Origin of the sequence: Mycolicibacterium tusciae, assembly GCF_002086795.1 — a bacterium.
Taxonomy (GTDB): Bacteria; Actinomycetota; Actinomycetes; order Mycobacteriales; family Mycobacteriaceae; genus Mycobacterium; species Mycobacterium tusciae.
In genome coordinates this window covers 26,402-43,704 of sequence record NZ_MVIM01000026.1, presented here as the reverse complement: position 1 = coordinate 43,704, position 17,303 = coordinate 26,402, and the positions used below count along the sequence as shown (strand labels likewise).

25 protein-coding genes are annotated in these 17,303 nt (G+C 64.0%); 6 read left to right on the top strand and 19 right to left on the bottom strand.

Annotated elements, in window-relative coordinates; translation table 11 throughout:
- Nucleotides 1-628: 628 nt before the first annotated feature.
- The 7 genes from BST47_RS28425 to BST47_RS28400 all read right to left on the bottom strand — a co-directional run bounded on the left by BST47_RS28425 (nucleotide 629) and on the right by BST47_RS28400 (nucleotide 4,511).
- Entirely contained in the window at nucleotides 629-1,378 is a 750-nt protein-coding gene (locus tag BST47_RS28425; RefSeq protein WP_068920339.1) for a Fic/DOC family protein, read from the bottom strand.
- The gene (locus BST47_RS28420) at nucleotides 1,375-1,581 is read right to left on the bottom strand and encodes a hypothetical protein (protein ID WP_125939772.1); all 207 of its coding nucleotides are present in this window, start codon (nucleotides 1,579-1,581) and stop codon (nucleotides 1,375-1,377) included. Before BST47_RS28420 ends, BST47_RS28425 begins: the two co-directional genes overlap by 4 nt.
- Nucleotides 1,582-2,190: 609 nt before the next feature.
- The gene (locus BST47_RS28415) at nucleotides 2,191-2,613 is read right to left on the bottom strand and encodes a hypothetical protein (protein ID WP_070354488.1); all 423 of its coding nucleotides are present in this window, start codon (nucleotides 2,611-2,613) and stop codon (nucleotides 2,191-2,193) included.
- 48 nt (nucleotides 2,614-2,661) lie between these two features.
- Nucleotides 2,662-3,000: a helix-turn-helix domain-containing protein gene (locus tag BST47_RS28410; protein ID WP_083129153.1), complete on the bottom strand. Its 339-nt coding sequence runs from the start codon at nucleotides 2,998-3,000 to the stop codon at nucleotides 2,662-2,664.
- Nucleotides 3,001-3,174: 174 nt separating this feature from the next.
- On the bottom strand, nucleotides 3,175-3,345 hold the full coding sequence (locus BST47_RS30845; protein WP_165799862.1) for a hypothetical protein: 171 nt from the start codon (nucleotides 3,343-3,345) through the stop codon (nucleotides 3,175-3,177).
- Nucleotides 3,346-3,472: 127 nt separating this feature from the next.
- Nucleotides 3,473-4,207, bottom strand: coding sequence for a thermonuclease family protein (locus tag BST47_RS28405; RefSeq protein ID WP_234809912.1), 735 nt, complete (start codon nucleotides 4,205-4,207; stop codon nucleotides 3,473-3,475).
- Nucleotides 4,158-4,511: a hypothetical protein gene (locus tag BST47_RS28400; protein WP_125939774.1), complete on the bottom strand. Its 354-nt coding sequence runs from the start codon at nucleotides 4,509-4,511 to the stop codon at nucleotides 4,158-4,160. The genes BST47_RS28405 and BST47_RS28400 overlap by 50 nt, the downstream gene beginning before the upstream one ends.
- Before the next feature lie 146 nt (nucleotides 4,512-4,657).
- Here BST47_RS28400 and BST47_RS28395 point away from each other — a divergent pair, with 146 nt between their 5' ends.
- Entirely contained in the window at nucleotides 4,658-5,068 is a 411-nt protein-coding gene (locus tag BST47_RS28395; protein ID WP_176749603.1) for a hypothetical protein, read from the top strand.
- 20 nt (nucleotides 5,069-5,088) lie between these two features.
- On the opposite strand, the gene BST47_RS30840 is transcribed toward BST47_RS28395, so the two are convergent.
- The 5 genes from BST47_RS30840 to BST47_RS28375 all read right to left on the bottom strand — a co-directional run bounded on the left by BST47_RS30840 (nucleotide 5,089) and on the right by BST47_RS28375 (nucleotide 9,548).
- Nucleotides 5,089-5,883, bottom strand: a complete 795-nt coding sequence (locus BST47_RS30840; protein WP_165799860.1) for a hypothetical protein — start codon at nucleotides 5,881-5,883, stop codon at nucleotides 5,089-5,091.
- On the bottom strand, nucleotides 5,880-7,646 hold the full coding sequence (locus BST47_RS28390; protein WP_083129151.1) for an RNA polymerase sigma factor sigma-70 region 4 domain-containing protein: 1,767 nt from the start codon (nucleotides 7,644-7,646) through the stop codon (nucleotides 5,880-5,882). Before BST47_RS28390 ends, BST47_RS30840 begins: the two co-directional genes overlap by 4 nt.
- 349 nt (nucleotides 7,647-7,995) lie before the next feature.
- Nucleotides 7,996-8,352, bottom strand: a complete 357-nt coding sequence (locus BST47_RS28380) for a hypothetical protein (RefSeq protein WP_068920347.1) — start codon at nucleotides 8,350-8,352, stop codon at nucleotides 7,996-7,998.
- 33 nt (nucleotides 8,353-8,385) lie between these two features.
- Nucleotides 8,386-8,781, bottom strand: coding sequence for a hypothetical protein (locus BST47_RS30530; RefSeq protein WP_133056253.1), 396 nt, complete (start codon nucleotides 8,779-8,781; stop codon nucleotides 8,386-8,388).
- Nucleotides 8,782-8,861: 80 nt separating this feature from the next.
- Complete coding sequence (locus BST47_RS28375) at nucleotides 8,862-9,548, bottom strand: Fic family protein (RefSeq protein WP_070354493.1); 687 nt, start codon at nucleotides 9,546-9,548, stop codon at nucleotides 8,862-8,864.
- A gap of 66 nt (nucleotides 9,549-9,614) precedes the next feature.
- Between BST47_RS28375 and BST47_RS30425 the strand changes: the two genes are divergently transcribed.
- Nucleotides 9,615-9,812: a plasmid mobilization protein gene (locus tag BST47_RS30425; protein WP_159229547.1), complete on the top strand. Its 198-nt coding sequence runs from the start codon at nucleotides 9,615-9,617 to the stop codon at nucleotides 9,810-9,812.
- Here the strand turns inward: BST47_RS30425 and BST47_RS28370 are convergent.
- Both BST47_RS28370 and BST47_RS28365 read right to left on the bottom strand, forming a co-directional pair.
- Nucleotides 9,809-10,078: a hypothetical protein gene (locus BST47_RS28370; RefSeq protein WP_083129150.1), complete on the bottom strand. Its 270-nt coding sequence runs from the start codon at nucleotides 10,076-10,078 to the stop codon at nucleotides 9,809-9,811. The genes BST47_RS30425 and BST47_RS28370 overlap by 4 nt on opposite strands.
- 48 nt (nucleotides 10,079-10,126) lie before the next feature.
- Nucleotides 10,127-11,080 (bottom strand): coiled-coil domain-containing protein, encoded by a 954-nt coding sequence (locus BST47_RS28365; protein ID WP_200845888.1) that lies wholly within the window; start codon nucleotides 11,078-11,080, stop codon nucleotides 10,127-10,129.
- A gap of 584 nt (nucleotides 11,081-11,664) precedes the next feature.
- Between BST47_RS28365 and BST47_RS28360 the strand changes: the two genes are divergently transcribed.
- The 3 genes from BST47_RS28360 to BST47_RS31375 are packed head-to-tail and all read left to right on the top strand — an operon-like array spanning nucleotide 11,665 to nucleotide 13,710.
- On the top strand, nucleotides 11,665-12,258 hold the full coding sequence (locus tag BST47_RS28360; protein WP_083129149.1) for an IS607 family transposase: 594 nt from the start codon (nucleotides 11,665-11,667) through the stop codon (nucleotides 12,256-12,258).
- Nucleotides 12,251-13,243, top strand: coding sequence for an RNA-guided endonuclease TnpB family protein (locus BST47_RS28355; protein ID WP_234809911.1), 993 nt, complete (start codon nucleotides 12,251-12,253; stop codon nucleotides 13,241-13,243). Before BST47_RS28360 ends, BST47_RS28355 begins: the two co-directional genes overlap by 8 nt.
- Nucleotides 13,244-13,254: 11 nt before the next feature.
- On the top strand, nucleotides 13,255-13,710 hold the full coding sequence (locus BST47_RS31375; protein ID WP_234809910.1) for a zinc ribbon domain-containing protein: 456 nt from the start codon (nucleotides 13,255-13,257) through the stop codon (nucleotides 13,708-13,710).
- A 74-nt stretch (nucleotides 13,711-13,784) separates the two neighbouring features.
- On the opposite strand, the gene BST47_RS28350 is transcribed toward BST47_RS31375, so the two are convergent.
- The 5 genes from BST47_RS28350 to BST47_RS30830 all read right to left on the bottom strand — a co-directional run bounded on the left by BST47_RS28350 (nucleotide 13,785) and on the right by BST47_RS30830 (nucleotide 16,036).
- On the bottom strand, nucleotides 13,785-14,303 hold the full coding sequence (locus BST47_RS28350) for a hypothetical protein (protein WP_070354495.1): 519 nt from the start codon (nucleotides 14,301-14,303) through the stop codon (nucleotides 13,785-13,787).
- Nucleotides 14,304-14,441: 138 nt separating this feature from the next.
- Nucleotides 14,442-14,867 carry a hypothetical protein gene (locus BST47_RS30835; RefSeq protein WP_165799861.1) on the bottom strand — a complete coding sequence of 142 codons (426 nt, stop codon included), beginning with the start codon at nucleotides 14,865-14,867 and terminating at the stop codon, nucleotides 14,442-14,444.
- Between the two features lie 119 nt (nucleotides 14,868-14,986).
- Complete coding sequence (locus BST47_RS28345; protein WP_083129147.1) at nucleotides 14,987-15,340, bottom strand: hypothetical protein; 354 nt, start codon at nucleotides 15,338-15,340, stop codon at nucleotides 14,987-14,989.
- 34 nt (nucleotides 15,341-15,374) lie between these two features.
- Nucleotides 15,375-15,899 (bottom strand): CopG family ribbon-helix-helix protein, encoded by a 525-nt coding sequence (locus BST47_RS28340; protein WP_083129146.1) that lies wholly within the window; start codon nucleotides 15,897-15,899, stop codon nucleotides 15,375-15,377.
- The gene (locus BST47_RS30830; protein ID WP_165799859.1) at nucleotides 15,896-16,036 is read right to left on the bottom strand and encodes a hypothetical protein; all 141 of its coding nucleotides are present in this window, start codon (nucleotides 16,034-16,036) and stop codon (nucleotides 15,896-15,898) included. Before BST47_RS30830 ends, BST47_RS28340 begins: the two co-directional genes overlap by 4 nt.
- Nucleotides 16,037-16,368: 332 nt before the next feature.
- Here BST47_RS30830 and BST47_RS28335 point away from each other — a divergent pair, with 332 nt between their 5' ends.
- The gene (locus tag BST47_RS28335) at nucleotides 16,369-17,199 is read left to right on the top strand and encodes a hypothetical protein (RefSeq protein ID WP_133056252.1); all 831 of its coding nucleotides are present in this window, start codon (nucleotides 16,369-16,371) and stop codon (nucleotides 17,197-17,199) included.
- The last annotated feature ends 104 nt before the right edge of the window (nucleotides 17,200-17,303 follow it).

Genomic DNA, 17,303 nt, shown 5'->3' with positions numbered 1-17,303 from the left:
ATCCGCGGCAGCGCGTTCTCGGCCATCGGACGTCACCATAAGAGACCAGGCCTCAACCAATTTTCGTCAGGTCCCGTGTCCACCTCGGGGGCTCGGACCCCCGCGATCACGGACACACCTGCTGCTGTGGGCACCACGATCACGCTCGACATCACCCCCGGCACCAGCGCACCCCAAGTCACCGCAGACGCCGAACCGGCGAACCAACCGGGCGCGGCGACCGAGCAAGCATCTGCCCCAAGCGAGCTGGCGGCGTCCACGGCCGACACCATTGAGGACCGTCTTGTTGCACAGCAGACAGGCGAGGGTTCCGGGGACGCCGATGCGCGCGAGACCACCAGCACCACAGCTGGAGCCGAGGAGTCCATGGTGAGAGCGAGCCGATCGGGCACGCGGGGAAGCCGCGCCGCAGGGGAGCGCCGCGGGAACACGGCGGCGGATAGGTCGGCCGGCGAGTCCGATACGAGATCGATTCGTGGGGAGCCGAACGCCGAGCGGGATACCAGGACGCCGAAGGCTTCGTTGCGCGCGGACCGTGAGTCTGCGACCACCGACGGACCCACGAATGCGCGTTCGGACGCTGCCTCAGCCAGTGGGTCGCGTTCCATCTCAGGAGACCGCCCCAGAGTTAGAGGCTCAGACCGCGGCTCTGCGGGATGAGCGACTGCGCCCACTGGCGTTCTTGGTCAGTGACCTGTTCTGTAGTGCGTGGTTCTACGGTGTCCAGCAGCAGGGCAGTGAGGCGGCCGTAGTGTCCGGTGCTGTGCCCGTGGTAGCGGGCGCCGATGAACTCTTCACGCCGTGCAAGAAGTTGCACGCCATCGAGTGCGTAGCCGTACTTGCGGCATACGGTGGCCATCAGCATGGTCTGGCTGCGGGTGTTGCCCTCGCGAAAGGGGTGGACCTGATCCAGCTGGCCCCAATGCTGGGCGATCGTCGGGATAAATGATTGCGGGGCAAGGTTTGCCGGGTCGCTCAACGCCTGCTGGAGTCGGGCAAATACAGCTGTGGCTTGTTCCTCTACGAGGCGTCCCGCTGGGTACCGATAGGTGATCCACGGGGCGGACCGGTCGTCGGGTGCAAAGTTGACGACATCGCGCCACTGCTTTGCCATCGCATTTTCTGGAACGACGCGGGTGGTGCCGGCCCACGGGTAGACGTCTTGGAAGAGGCGATGGTGCACGCGTCGGTAGTAATCGAGGTCGACGGTCGCGGGAAGCGTGGACGGGTCATCGAGGATAATTCCGCGCATGCGAGGCGCTACAGCGTGTGCTTCGGCAACCGCTAGGTCGGGGTAGTTCTTGATGCCGAATTTGTTTTTGAGTACACCTGGTGCATCAGGCCAGAAGTAACTATCCCACGTGTCGTAGGACGTCACCTCTCACAGAATCCCGGCTGGGTGAAGCGCGCGACCACCTCTGCGGCAGCCTGCTCCTCGTCAAGTTCGCCACTGTCCATACGGGCCAGGAGTTCACGAACCGAGTCGCTGTCGGGGAAGCCCGCGAGGCCGGCGGCCGCGATCGCCAGAGACGACGCTTCCTCGGGTGTGTAGGACACCGGTCGGCGCTGGAGCTGGCTCATGACAGTCATTGTAGATTCTCCAGTTCGGTCGGGGTCAGAACAGCCGGTGGTGTCCGACTGCGGGGCGGATCGCTGCCCGTAGGCCTGCCGGGGTTAAGGCGTAGTCGATAGGCGAGTCGGGGTGCTCGTCACTGAGGGTGTAGTCGATCGGGGAGTCAGCGGACGGGTATGTGTCCATGGGAGATAGCGCCTTTCGCGTGGGAGGGGGACCTGGTGACCGCACATAGCGGTTGGCTATAACATACCATCGATGGTAGGCTATGACCACCACTCCCTAGAAAGGTGTCGCCTCGTATGTCAACCAGTGAGCCACTGAAATTGGACCTTCCTGAGGTGAATCAGCCCATGAGTGTTGGTGCGCCCTGCTCGGCGTGCGAAGCGCAGCAGGGGACAGGCGCGCTCAACATGTGCAGCCGCTGCGCGAACGCGACATGCGACCCAACCGACGAGAGCACCTGGCACAAGCCCTGCTACGCGTGCGGACATGTCCCCGGTTGCGCGTGGATGGACGACTGTGGGTATGCCTGCTGCCATGAATGCGGGGCGGACTGATGGGTTGGGTCCGATAGGCACCAGAGAGGACACTGCGCCCGCTTCCGACCTAGCGAGCTAGCCGCTGCGCAGGATGTCGGTGACGCGGTGCTGCACGGCGGTCCAATCCTCGGGTGAGAGGGCGGCGATAGCCGGGGTCCATCCGCTGTTGGGGTCGATGTGGTGGCGCAGTTCGGTGAAGCACACGACCTGGGGCAGCGCTCCAGTGGCGGTCAGTTCGCGGATGCGGGCTACAACGCCACGGGCGTGGTGGTCGATGTGAAGCCAGTAGGTCACTGGCCGGTGGGTGACGGCGGCCAGGTCATCGTGGCGGACGTGGTGCCAGCTGAGGTAGGTCAGGCCGTTGGTGAGGCGCACTCGGGCAACGGGGTGGTTGTCGTCGGCGCTGACCGCGTGGAAGGGCCGCACGGCCGCCACGTAGGGGGGAGAGCTGGCGGGTACCTGAGCGCTGCGGTCTGGCGGGGAGTCGAACGGGTCCATGTTGTTACTACCGTTTCGTTCGGGGACCGCGACCGCGCTGGGGCGAAGTCAAGAGTCCTGGGACGGCATGGCCATCGCTTGCTCGATGCCCCTGGTTAATGCAGCCACGGTGGTCTGCAGGGCCGGTGCGATCTTGGCCAGAAACACCACGGTGGGAGTGCGTTCGCCGGCTTCCACGCCGCGCAGGAAAATGCGATCAACGCTGGCCTGCTCACTGAGGGCGCGCTGGGACAGACCGAGTGTCTCTCGCCGCTGTGCGATGTTGCGGCCGACCACGGGCATGATGCGCGCCAGGAGCGCGCGGTCGGCTTGAGCTTGCAGTTCACGTGCGACCACGCCGGCGCGTTTGCGTTCCTCGGCGGTGGTGCTGGCCTGGGTAGGAGACATCGGCTGTGGTCCTTTCACTCGCGGTGATGACGCCGCGACTTCTTGCCGACAGCATACGCGCGGTGGAGGGCGAAAGGCTACCAGAGTGCGTGCGTGAGCCACGGCCTTCCCTTACTTGGGCTGTTGTCTTTCCAGCTTCGTCTCGGGTCCACCAATCACCCAGTTGTACACGCATCAGAAGTCCCAATCATCTTGGTGGGGTTCGGTGTTCGATGCGGAGATGGCCGGGTCGCATCCGCAGGTGAGCGGGTGCATCTCTCCAGACCGCTGGTAGTCGTTGATGTTCGCGACTTCGTCGTCGGTCCACGGAGGCAGATGCCATTCGGGTTCGGAGGTATACGTCATGTCGCGGCGGATGCTGGCTGGTCGATACACATCAAAAGCCTCCATTCCATATTTGTTGGCTATAGCCTACCGCCAGTGGCGGTGTATAACCACCCATGTTGGGTTGGTGCGCGGCGTTTGGTGATGATCACGCTGGGCAGGTCTCAGGTGACCACAGTCCACGGGATTCATCGGCAGCGGCGCTTTCGGCCGCTCGAAGTTCCGCCTGGTAGCGGTGGGGTGTCCTGTACGTGTATTCGTTGGCGTAGCCCTCGGCGATGAGGTCGAGATTGACAAGTCGCTCGGCGGTCGTCCAGACATACGCCAGGCCGCGCCCGTAGCGGTCGATACGGTCTTGGGTGGGGTCGTATTCCAGGTAGACCGACTGGCCAGTGAGCAGGGACTTGGTGTACTCGGATGCCTCACGCGAGAAACACTGAACCGGCTTTCGCGGGTCAAGGAGTTCGGGTGTGTCGACGCCGATCATGCGGATAGTCGTTGGCGTACCGTCGATTTCGACCACGATCGTATCGCCGTCGATAACGCGTACCACAGGAAACGGACCGTCGATCACATCCGTGGCCGGCATCGGCGGATAAGTGGCGGTAGTGGCAGTGTGCGCCGTCCACGATGAAGGGCTGTGACATCCAGCGAGCACTATCGCGGCCGCGCCCAGGAGTGCAGCAAGTGCGCGGCCGGAGGCAGATCGGGCGGTCATGAGGGCATGGTGACCGTTTCTGACGACGGATTCCAATGGATAGGCAGAGCGGTCAATCATGGTGTCTCCTAGTACTGTTGTCGCGGCGGGCGGTATCTCGTTGAGCGCGGGCTTTTCAGCGACACGTGATGCACCCGCGGTGGTCTTCGGATGGCTGGCAGTCATCACCCCACTCGCTTCCGGCGTGCAACCCCTCCATGCGGTCTGCGCACCCGCCGCAGCACCCGGCCCAGCCCTGCCCGTCGTCAAGGGATTCGCGACAGCCTTCATCGAACGGGTCGCGGCACGCAGCGTCGTCGTCGCTGATGTCGAATCCGTCGATGATCGTTGCTATGGCATCGGGTATCGATGAATGCGGGATGGCCGCGGAAAGGCGTTCGAGCTGACTTGACGTGAGCCGGGAACCGGCCCAGTCGTCGGCTTGATCGTGTGAAATCAATTGCAGGACTGTCATATCCAATGAACTCATAACAATTAGTGTAGTCGATAAATACGGGCTGTGTGAACGGTTTCGCGACATCATGTCGAATGACGCAGCAAGAGAACGGGTTCGGGGGCTGATTCGTTTGCGGCCGACTCCAGCCCGGTGACGGTTGCAGGAGGTATGCTCGGTGCGTGGCCCTGGTGCTTCATAGTCTGCGGGGATTTCCCCATACGGATATTGCTGCACGCCTGCCGCTGGAGCTGTCGGTGGCCGGACGGTTGCGCTCAGATATGCCGGGTCGGTTTTGGTTCTGCCGGGTAACGGCTGAGGTGTGGTGCCGGCTGGATGACTCCACGGAGCGGCGCCATATCAGTGATGCCCTCTTGTCCGAGGATGGTACTTCGTTGCGCGTGAGCGCACTGGTGGTGACTCCAGCGGCGAGTAATCAGGTTCTACAGGCCGGGATTCAGAACCTTGCAGTGCACGCTGGGGCGGTCCTCGACCCCGTTCTGGGCGAGTCGGGGGTTTTCAACGCCGCGCAGGTCGGTTACCTGGGCTGCGGACTGTTGGACGACGCGACGCAGGTGCCACCTCGGGTCTGAGTGGGTGATCCCGCGCCTGGTCAGGAGTGGCTTGACCACCAGGTATAAAGCTGTTCCAGAGTGGGTGTTTGCGGTGTGTCGGCGTGGATCGTCGCCAGCACGAGTGTCGATGCGGTGGTCCAGGCGACCATGGGTTGACCGGCAGGGTTGGTGCCACACAGCAGGGTTCCGGCGACACGTTCGGGGCTGGCGTTACGACGCCACGCGCCCGGGGACTGGTAGCCACCTGGGCAAACCTTCGCGGTGGTGGAGGAGGTGACTTCGGCGAACGCGGCATCGAGGTCTGTCGTGGCGTCATAGAGCGTGTAGTGCGCGGTGGTGGCCTCGGCGATGGCGGGGTGTGGTCCGCAGCGCAGGCCAGCCAGGGTTGGCGCGGGCTCCACGGTGGGAGTGCAGTCGGATGGTCGATATCCAGGTGGCAGGTTGCGGCGCAGGAGTTCCACAGCGACCGTCGTGGTGTCGGTGGCGGTGTCCGGGGCGCTGGTGGTCTGCGGCGGTGCTGGTGATGGCCATAGAAGGATCACCCACAGCACGACCGCGATGGTCGCAACAACGGCAAAGATCGACCACAGGATAACCAGAGGTCGTTGCATACGCGGTTGGCGTCGGTTCGGGGTGATAGCGATCGTGTGGTCGAAGCTCGCGCCCAGATGTGAGTCCTGGGCGCTGACGGATGTGCCGTGGGCGGCAGCGCTCACGCCGAGGTCAGTGGCCGGCGGCGGGTACGGGTGTGGGTCGTCGGCAGCAGACCAGGTGAAGAACTGGCTGAGTTCGGGAAGGGGACCAGTGGGCGCGTCGTCGGAAGTTGGTGTCATGAGTGCTCGGTTCGGTGCGCGGCAGTGCTGGCTTCCGCGCATGCCCGCTTGAGTAGATCGGCAACGTCGCCGTCGCCGCGTCGGCGAAGGATGTGCTCAGGGCTTGCTTGCGGGTTATCCAGTGCGGCGGACATGGCAGCGTTGGGGTCTCGGGGATCGCGCCCGGTGAGTTGAGCGATCTGTTCGGTGGCCGGTGCTGTCGGATCGAGTGTGGCAATCGAGTATGTGCGGCGGTGAGTGTTGAAGGTGATGATCAGTGTGTCCCCGAGCGTGGCGTTCAGCTCGTGGGCGTGGGTGCGGAGCGAGCCGATGCGTGCGTTGTTGCTCGCGTTGGTAACCCAGGTGACGGTGATCGGGCTATGGCGTGGATTGGTGAAAGTCTGGTGCCCGCCGAGAGTGATGTGCGCGGCCCGCGCGACGGACACGGCAATACCGCGGCCAGACCCCCGTTGTAGATCGGTGGTGACCGGTAGTGCAAGCCGGATGACTTGAGTGTTGGTGCGGTACACGCCCCGGGCCTGGTTGAGGGGTCTGCTGGATGGGGCAGGGTCGTCGGCGGTGCGGCGGCGGCTGTAGCCGTCTCGGGTGATGTATCGGGGTGTGGCGAGGTAGGTGCGCAGGGATCGTGCGCTGATGTCGGGGTATGCGGCCTGGAGGTCATTGAGTAGCTCGGTGGTGGGGACGTGCCCGCCATGGTCATCGATGTATCTCGCGATGGCTTCGTTGATGCTGGTGTACTGGGGTAGCTCCCATGCGCGCAGCGCCCAGGTGGTGCGGCTGGCCCGCGCGAATTCCTTGTGGGCCGAGAGCACGGTTGTCACCGAGCCGGGCGAGGCGGGAATGCCGATATCAGCGCGGAGCTCATCGACGGTGAGTGGCCGTTGGTGTGCGTGCAGTACCGCCGCCGCCATCTTGGCCGTGGTCTCTGCGGTGTGGGTGATGCGTCGGCCAGCGATGGTGGTGTGGAGGTAGGTCTCATCGAGGTAGGCGTCGATCGCGTCAGGGTGCATCCCCGCGGCCTGCAAGATGGCGGTCAGTTCGGTAGTCCGCAGCGCGCCTGCACCTGTTGTAAGGGCTTGCGCGGCAACGCGATCAATGGTTTCACGGCCGCAAAGTCCGGTGTTCTCCAGCCATTGGCGATGGCGGCGGTACGGTCCGGCGACGTACAGCAGCAGCGCTGTGGTGTCGGACGCAAGTGACTGGTCTGACTGGCCAAGTTCCTTGGTGGCCAGGTGGGCGGGCACATAGGGGCCAAGTCGCTGGGCGAGCAGCTGCGCGTGGCGGTGCAGGGGTTCGTGTTCGGCGTGCTCAAGGAGTCCGGTGAGTTTGCGTTCGGCCCGCCGAGTCCGTCGGGAGACGCTGGCTTTGGCGCAGCCCAGCATCGCTGCCACCTGCCCGGTCGACTGTGGATCGAGTGGAGTGACGCGGGTAGCGACGATGGTGCGGGTCTCGGGGTCAAGTTGGTCAAGCAGCTTGGCCGCCGCACCAGGGGCGGTATCGGGGTGGCCGGCTGTTGCGCTGCGAATCGCGCGGCGGGCAGCGCCGACGATCGCGTCGAGAGCACTGGCCCCGATGGCCGGTTGCGCAGCAAGGTGTTTGACGGTGTGAGCACCGATATCACGCCACGTTGGATACATCTTGGCGTATGCGGCCAGGCGTGGTGGAAGCTGACTGTAGGGAATCAATTGGTCAGCGATCACGTCGAAGTCCTCAATGAGCTCGCCCAGCGGTCGCGTCGAGTCTTCGACTATGGGTTGGGACATGCGGGAACCTGGCTATCGTGCCGGATGAGATTGCCCGACATGGAATCTAGGCATAGGACGCCTTTGAGGGAACTGGCCGCACGGTCGGGCCTACGATCGATGTTCGTGGGCCTCGGGCTTCCAGCGCATGGAGCGCCAGATGCGCCGCAAGGAGCACAGCCACAAAAATGCGACCATGGTAACGGTCGCAGCGATCATGACCACTGGGCTCCAGGCGCCCTTGTGCGTGCCTACAAACGCTATCGCCCATGCCGTGCACATCGCGAGGAGAAATAGCGTTCCGATGCGGGTAAACATCCAACGCTGCGTCCAGCGTTCCGCTTGATCCAGCCCACGCGTGACCGGATTGCTAGCCATTGTCGGCACCCCTCTGTGTTGCGGTGGGGTCGAACCAGCCCAGGAAGTCAGGCCCTGAGCTGACGCTCTCCAACGGCTGTTCCTGACCTGAGACCAGCACCTTGCCGTTGCCCAAGGCCATCACCTGGTGGTCCTTCCACATACCGACATCACCGGCCTGCAACTTCGTCGGCGGGATCGGCTCCGTCACCGGAGTCCCCGCAGGAGGCAACGTAACCCCAGCCTTCTGATACGACTCAGACACCGACGAACCCGCCAACGCCGCCCGCACCGCCTCGGCACCCACAGGCGACCGCGCCTCGAATACTTCACCGGCGACGTGCGGTTGTTTGCTGCTCTGATTGTCCATGTGACTTTGTCCCTTCTGCTCTGCTGCGAGGTGTTACGGATGAACGGTAGCGGTGTCGTCGGGGCCGCCTCCCGAGCTGGCCAGATCTCGTTGTCGTTGACGAATCCGCCGACGGACTGCCATCGTTCCCATGCGGCTGGGGTCGCTTGCTGAGGAATCCATTCTGATTACCGTTATCGTGTGGCCGCCCTCAACCCATGAATGCGTAGTCGTCACCTGCTCGATCAGCGGTGCAAACTCACGCGCGCGTTGCTTGGTTTCATTCTCGCGGTCACCTGCAATGGCGCCAAAGTCGTGAAGTGCCAGCGCGAGCCACCGGGCGGCGGACTCGGCTTTCACCCATTCCTCGGCCGGGGTGTAGTACCCGCCTGGGTATCCTGGACCTTCAATTTCGAACGTCCACAGTGACGTAGCTCCGTCAGCTCCCATGTCACTCTGTCTCCTTGTATCCGTTGGGTATTGAGTCGCGGTGTCGGTACCAGGCATGGCGCAGGAACCGTTGTGCGGGGTTACCTGCTGATCTGGGTGAGCCCACCGCGGCGTAGCAGTGTTTTCACTGCCTCGTGTTCGTTGTAGAGGTAGGCCCTGGCCAGGAGGTCGTTGAATGCTCTCGCTACACCTGGGTCGTTGTCATCGACCGGGATCGTGAGCAAGACACCGGCATCGGCGCCGATGAGCAGGCTGTTGGCGACAAACACGGCCGTGCGTTTGTTACCGTCCTCGAACGGCTGCGCTTTAGCGAGGTTCACGAACAAGTCCAGTGCGTTTTCTTCGGCGTCGGGGCTGCGGGTCGCGTTGTCCAGCAAGACTTGGAGCTGATCTTCGGTGAGCGCGTCGGGGGCGTGGCGACCGTAGGACGTAGTGACACCGATGGCCTGTTCCTGGGTTCGTAACCGTCCTGGATGCAGGGCTGCGCTGCGGGTGAGGGTGGCGTTAATGGCCTGCACGAATCCGGCGTCGATTCGATGCGCGGCGTGGTCGATGACGAACTGGGCCGCATCGCGTAGATCTTCCAGGAGTGCCAGGTCAGCGCGCGATGCCACGCCGTCAAGGCTGCCGGTCCGCAGGAAGTTCTCAGTGTCCAGCCGGCCGGTGGACAGTCCGTCGAACACTCTGCCCGACGAATAGACCACACCGGCGAGGTCAGTCACGGTGAGTCGACCCACGGCACGGTCGTCTTGGTCGGCTGCGTTCATGGCTTTTAGTGTAGTCGATTAATGAAGTCGGCGGATAGGGATTGTGTAGTCGATTATCATCGACGTATGCCGTCTCCCGGAAGACCGCCTTTGAAGGCGGGGCAACGCCGAAGCGCTGCCGTGCCGGTCCGGTTCACCGAGGAAGAGCGCGAAATCATCGACTCCGCAGCCGAAGCCGACGGACAGGCCGTATCGGCATGGGTCCGCGACCGCGCACTTGCCGCAGCTCGCCGGCGTTCTCGGGGCCGAGGAGAAGAGGGTTAGTTGCGCACGCCTGAGGGATGTGGGCCGTCGAGTTCGGCGTGCGCGGCGGTGATGTGGCCGACAGCTTCGTCGGCAAAGACGGTGGCAGCGTCGAGTTCAGAGGGTTGGGCATCGTCGGCCTCATTCACCATGACGTACATGGCGAAAGTCCAGGCCCTACGGGCGTGGACGATCCGCAGTCGCGGTTGAGCCATTGCCCTCACCGAGGCATGCAGGTTCGCACGGGCCTCACCGAGCCACACGCTGGGCAGCTGATTCGGGATCATGTGCTGTTTCTCACGCGCCTTCCTTCGGCAGGGGAGCAGTGCCGGTAGCTACTCGCGCGGGGCCTGCGGGGCGGGCGTCTTCTTGCTCGCAGGACGTTCCCGGGGTGCCTTCTTCTCGGGGCTGGCGGGGCCATCGCTGCTGGCGGTTCCGGTCGCTTGCCGCGCGAGGGTGAGCGCGTCGGTGAGGGCTTGCACTCTGTCATCTGCGCTGCGCTGTACGAGTGCGAGCTGCTCAGCGTGGGCAGTCTGCAAGCGTTCACGTTCGGATCGTTGCTCGACGCGGACACGATCAAGTTCGGCGGTAAGGGTGGACACTGTGGCGCGCTCGGTGTCTGCGGCTCGTTCTGCCGACTCGGCGCGTGCCTGAGCTGTAGCGAGTTCGACGCGTAGCGCCGCAGCGTCTGCCGTGGCCGCGCGGACTTCCTCGCGCGCAGTGTCGATCTGGCTGCGCAGGGTGGACTGCTTTTCCTCGGAATCCGTTCGAGCTTGGTCGAGTTGGCCGCGCAACTGCGCCGCGGTCTGCCGTTCACGCTCGGCCGATTCATTCGCCGCGGCCAGTGCTGCTTGGGCTGCGCTGGCCTCGATTTGTGCGGCTTTGGCTGCCTCGCGGGCGGTCTCGACGTGGCGGTCCCGTTCTGCGAGTTGCTCGCCGAACCGAGCGCGAGCATCGGCAAGGCTGGCTTCTGCCGCTGCGACAGCTGAGTCGGTCTGCGAGCGCAGTTCGGCCATTTCAGCCTCGGTAGCGTTGCGGAGTCGCTCAACCTCGGTGAGAGCGTCTTCGGCGAGCGCGTCGGCTTCCTCGCGTTCCTGGTGTGCCTGCGCTGCTCGCTCGTCGGCGGCCCGCGCGGTGCGCTCGGCAGTGGTGGCACGGCGCTCGGCTTCGGTGACTTTGGCAAGGGCGTCACGGTGGGCGTCCTCGACCTCGGCCCCGGCGGCTTCGACATCGCCGGCCGCGCGAATCCCGACCAGCACGTCATCGAGATATTGGCGGATCTCAGACACCCTCTGAGGGAACTCGGCAAGACGTTGTTCAAGGGTCGCCCGCGCCATCGAGACCGGTGCATCGGCTTGCTCGGTTTCAGTGTGTCGCGCTTCGCCCGAAGGGGCCTGCGTGCGGCGTGCCTTCCATGCGTTCGCGCGGTTGTGAACCGGCCCGCCACTGTCGTCGGCCCGCTCGCAGTAGCGAGAAGGACGGCCAGTGGCCGGGTCTGGGCGGCGAGGACGAGAGCAACCGGGGTAGTGACAGCGGTCAACGGCCGTCGCCGCGGCTGCGTTCGCATCAGTCATACCGCCATCTTATCACTTTCGTCACCGAATAGCACATAACGAAAGACGAAACGGAACGTAACGAAACGAAACATGGGCAGCCAGCGATTCGCACCTTTGAGCCAGGTACCAGGAACCAGGAACTACGGGGGGGCAACGTGGAAGTAGCGGTGGTGGCCTGGCTTCAACGCAGAAGACTCGCCGCCGCAGGTTTACGTGCAGGAATGAGATTCGGTGTCGTTTGATCGCGAAGTTTAGGGGTACTGAACTGTTCGTGAGAATGTGAGTATTCGTGATCGAATGTGTGTTTTAGTGAGTGTGTGAAGTTGGCTGAGTGGGCGCGTGCGAGTGGTGTGCATCCGCAGACGGCGTATCGGTGGTTTCGTGAGGGTCGGATGCCGGTGCCTGCTCGCCGGTTGGAGTCGGGGACGATCTGGGTCGATGCTCCGGCCAGCCGGGTGGCTGGCCGGACTGTGGTGTATGCGCGGGTGTCGTCGCATGATCAGCGGGCCGATCTGGACCGCCAGGTTGCACGGCTGACTGATTGGGCTACGTCGCACGGGTATGTGGTCGGTGAGGTCGTGACCGAGGTCGGGTCCGGTCTGAACGGCAAGCGGCCCAAGTTGCGTAGGATCCTGTCAGACCCGTCTGCTTCAGTGGTGGTCGTGGAACACCGTGATCGGCTCGCGCGCTTCGGGGTTGAGTATCTCGAAGCCGCGTTGTCTGCGCAGGGCCGCACGATCATCGTCGCCGACCAAGGCGAGACCGTCGATGATTTGGTGCGCGACATGATTGAGGTGCTGACCTCAATGTGCGCGCGCCTGTACGGACGCCGGGGGGCGCGCAACCGTGCGATGCGGGCGGTGACGGCCACCAAACAGACTGAGCCTGTCGGGGTGGTTGGTGGTGGCTAAGTTCGAGATACCCGAGGGTTGGACCGCGCAGGCCTACCGGTACGCACTGGATCCGACACCGACACAGTTGCGGGCGTTGGCTTCTCATGCTGGTGCTGCGCGGTTTGCCCACAATCACATGTTGGCGTTGGTGAAGGCAGTGATGGATCAGCGGGTCGCCGAACGCAGCTACGGCGTCCCTGAGGATCGGTTGACCTCGGTGTTGGGGTGGTCGTTGCCGGCGTTGCGCAAGGTGTGGAATCAGCGCAAACCGTCGTGCGCGCCATGGTGGGCCGAGAACTCCAAGGAGGCCTACAACACCGGCCTGGATGGGTTGGCCCACGGTCTGGACGCGTGGTCGAAGTCCCGAAAAGGTGAGCGGGCCGGCCGCGCAGCCGGTTTTCCGCGGTTCAAAACGGCCCGCGCCCCGCGCTCGGTGCGGTTCACCACCGGTGTCATCCGGTGCGAGGCCGATCGTCGCCACATCACGTTGCCGCGACTCGGCGCGGTCCGCAGCCATGAATCGACGCGCAAACTGGCCCGCCGGATAGAGGCCGGGACGGCGCGGATCTTGTCGGCCACCGTGCGCCAAGACAGTGCCGGACGCTGGTACTGCGCTCTGCAGGTCATCGTCGCGGTCAAGGCCCGGCCCGCGCACGCGCGGCGGTCAATCCATCCGATTGTGGGTGTCGATGTCGGGGTGAAAGCCGACAGCCTGCTCGTCGTGGCGACCCCCGGGGGGACCGAGATCGATCGCGTTGCTGCGCCGAAGTCGCTGACCGCTGCGCAGGGCCGGTTGCGGGCGCTGCAGCGCCGCGCCGCCCGCCAGCACGGCCCCTACGATCCGGCGACCAAGACCAAGCAGGTGCCGTCGAAGCGGTGGCGGCGCACCCAGGCCCGGATCGGCCGCACACACGTCCACGCCGCGGCCGTGCGTCGCGATGTCCTGCACAAGGCCACCACTGCACTGGCTCAGCAGCACCAGGTGGTGGTGGTCGAACTCTGAACGCCGCGGGCATGCGCGCCAAGGGCGGGGCTCGCAAGCGCGGGCTCAACCGCGCCTTGGCTGATGCCGCCCTGGCCGAGATCCGGCGCATGCTCGGATACAAGACACGTTGGTACGGCAGCCATCTAGTGGAGGCCGATCGGTTCTACCCGTCATCGAAGACGTGCACGGCCTGTGGGAGGCGAAAGTCAAACCTCACCCTGGCCGATCGAGTCTTCGAATGTGACGACTGCGGTATGCGGATCGATCGCGATCTGGGTGCCGCGACCAACCTCGCCCGACTCGGCGTACCCACACATCAGGGTGAACAGAGTCCCGCCGGGAGTGGCCCGGTGGCAGGACGTGGAGCCACGCGTGAGACCGAACCCGCACCAGCGGGCGACGCAGCGGGCGATGAAACGTCAACCCCGCACCACCACCCGGTGGACCAGACGGGGACCGCCTCACCGCAAGGCGAGGCTGCCTAATGAACGAGCACACTCACATTCGCTCAACAAAAGGCAACGGCAGGAACTGCCGGGCTCTGTACTTAAAGCGCTACTCAATGCGAGGGACGTGCCGCGGTGGCCGCGGTCCGTGCTCGGGTGGCATCGCGGCGCAGCGCCTGGGTTAATGCGTCGTTGTCGGTCAGATCGGCTGCGGTGGTCAACGTCCGCGCTATGCGGGCAAGCAGCGCCGGGGGAGCGGCGATGGGACCTTGGGTGTGCTCGGCTTGAATCATGCCTGCGATGGACAGCAGTTGCGCCGTCTCGCGTTGGCGCGCGGCTCGTTCTGCGGCGGTGGTTGCCGTCGTGCTCTGGTAGAACAGCAACGTCTCGGCCAGGCCGCTGATCAAGCGTCCGAACACCGACACGCTGATGTGCACCGTCCGGGCAAGGGCGAAGAGATTCTCGCCCGGTTCCTCATCGGTGAATGAGGCGACGATTTCGTCGGCGAGAGCATCGAGGGCGGCGTGATCGAGTAGAGGCTGTGCGGACCGTTCGCTGATACCTAGCTGGCTGGCCACGGTGGCGTGGCGCTCAGCAAGGAGCGTGCAGGCCGCCTCGTGGGAGAGCACCATGCCACGATCACTGATGCGGGCAATCAGGACCGCCGCGCGTTCATCTAGCCAAGCCTGTTTGTCCGGCAACGCGTTCCGCCTTTCAGATTTCCCAGGGGTCCTCCCCACGGCTAAAGCCGGGGGGATTCCAAGCACGGTTCATACTGCGGGTACAGCAGTGGTCTCCGAGAACATCCACGCACTGTCGGTCGGGCATTCCACGTGCGTGACCTTGCCTGCGAGGTCGAGAGTGGCTGGGCATTTGAAGTCGTGAAAATAGGTGGACGTCCCGCCGGGAGAGTCGACCGTCGCGGTGAACTGACATGTGACGAGCGCTCCGCCAGCGGCGGGGTCTAGGCAGGAGACTCTGCTGATCTGGATGTCGCTTCTAGTATTCGCCGACATCCACTCAGCGAACTGGGCCGGCAGCGACGGGCTAGGAGGCGATGTCGTGGTCGTGATCCTCTGAACAGCGACTACGCCGCCGAGCGCCACCACAAACACGGCGAGGGCAAGAATGGCCCACTTCGCCGGTGCACCGAGTCGCTGCGCCCGAGGCCATGGGCTCGGGCGTTCAAGTCTCATGTTTGACGAATCTCCTTGCTCTGCAACCAGGTCGGAATAGCCGAAGCGCAACCGCCCCTGCTGCTGTGGCAACCTCTCCGATGCAGATTCACACCGCCCACTGTCGAAGCCGGATCCAGTCATGCACGAATTCCGTTCTCTCCGTATTCTATTGCGGGCTGAGCGGGGTCGTCGCCCGAACACGGAACCTGAGGCATCGGAGGCATCGGCGCCGCGCCTTGTGTCTTCTCGGTCTCCCTGTCTTCGTCCGCCTGGCGCGCCATCGCTTTACGCAGCTTTTCGCGGTATTGCGAGGCTGCGGCTATTGCGGTCAAACGTGGCTCCACGGATGGCCGCTGGTTGAGAGCAACACAGATGGCGGCGAGCTGCGCGTCGAGCACGCCCTCTACATCGGGGACGAGCGTGTTTCTGTTGGTGGAGGTCGTGCTCATCTCAAACTCGATTCGGTCCTCATTGTTCTTGTCCTCACTCACCTATCGCTCTCTTCCTCTTGGTACGTTTCGCGGACTATGGCTTGCCGACGAGGGTGCGCAGTCGCTCGACTTCATCCGCCAGCTCCAGGTGCAACGCATCCCCGCCGCCCCACTCGTAGGTGTACCGAGCCCGCACAACCATGTCGATGTCCTCGCGCCGCTGGCCCGCCTCAAGTGCACGCTCGACCGTCGCCCTAACGTCGGGGTCTTTCACGAGTTTCCCGCCTTTCTCGTCTCCGGCTCGCTGCTCATCGTGCGTAGCGACGTATTGGGCGATGGCCTCGCGCATGAGATCGCTGGCGCTTCGGTTCTCGCGGTCGGCTAGCTGGTCGACACGCTCGCTAAGCGCACGGGGCAGCCGAACTTGCCGGCGTGGCGAGACTGCTCCCGGTTCGGAGGCGGGGTCAACGCTGGGCCGACCACCGGCCCGGCGGATCAGTTCACGGCTTGATCGCGTTGCCTCAGTGCCCGTTTCGCCGCGCTCGGGATGAATGCCGCGGTCGGCACTTTCGGCCCAATCCGCAAGCTTGTTGTATCGGTCCTCCTGGTCGATGTTCATCGGTCGCCCTCCTTTTGATCGAGTCGGTCGAGGAACTTCACGCGAACAGCCATGACATGGAAGATCCTCACGGTTGACGGCGGGATGACCTCTGCCATGACTTCAATCAGCGGACTCTCGGTGAACTCGATGGCCATACCCAGTAGTGTACTACACAACCGTGTAGTTGTGTAGTACATATCTCGGGTCTCGGGTTCGTTTCCTTCACCCACCCCCAGTTAACGCCGCTGCGTTGAGGTCTATGCCCTGGACGCTGTGCCACCCGCCAACCACAGCCGGTCAACTTGGCTGGCACCGGGTAGGGGAGTGAGAACTCGCTAAAACCATTGGCGCGGTGCCATATTGACGCCACCGAGGTCTGACATCGCGTGCTTGGCGGGCGTCGCGCAGCATGAGTAGTCCCCATGTTGGAAAAGTTCGGCGGAGAGTCCCACCGCCACGGATCGTTGAGCGCTCCATCGTGCACTCAATGTGTGCACTGCAAACGCTTGGTGCATTGCATCTAGTGTGTGCTTTCATGGTTGGTGTGGAGAACACAGACAAGCGGCGGACGACAATGATCGACCAAGCGCGGGATGTTTTGGCCGAAGCTAAGTATCGCGAAGAGCTCGCACGGACTGCGGCGGGTTGCATCGCTGGCGCCCTGGCGTGGGGCCTGCGCGAACAGGGCCTCACCGATAAAGCGATCGGTGAAACTCTCGGCGTTTCGCGTAATCGGGTGGGCGATCTCGTCGACGCGGGCATGTACCCGACGATTTGCTCGGACATGCGGCTAGGTGATGACCGTCAGCGTGAATACGTCACCGCTGAGGTAGAAGCTGTTTACGGCCCGCTGGCACGGCCAGCGAGTGGGTGGACCCACACGAAAACTGCTGCGAGCGGCACGGTTGCCAAGACTAACGGCATCCCCCTACCAGCGACTGTCCGTGACCCGGAGCACCTCAGCCTGTCCGGCGCCCAGTTCGACAACCTCGACACCGGTGAGCGAATCCTCGTCTACACGTTGGACCGCCACTACGGCCAACCGCTACTTGATGCGAACTTGCGCCGGGTGGGGGCAGACCACCGCGGTGAATATCGCATCGACCTGTGGTCGTCACCCGGCGGGGTACACCCGTACCCGCTGGAAATACTGAACATCCAGGCCGCAGATCTACGTTTCGGCAAGAATTGGGATTCGCCCAAAGAACGGCGCACCGACGAGCAGGCCTACTTGAACGCCATTCGAGCAGTGCGCCGGCACTACGGGATTTGGCCCCGTCCAGGGCTTACCGAGCACGCTGAGGACCTGGCCACGTAACCCGACCCCGCGACCGCGTCCTACCGACACCGCCAGCCCCCGTCGTAGAACCTGAGCGTGAGCGTTCCGGGGGTTGGCGTCGAGCCTGTTGCGGTAGCCGGTGG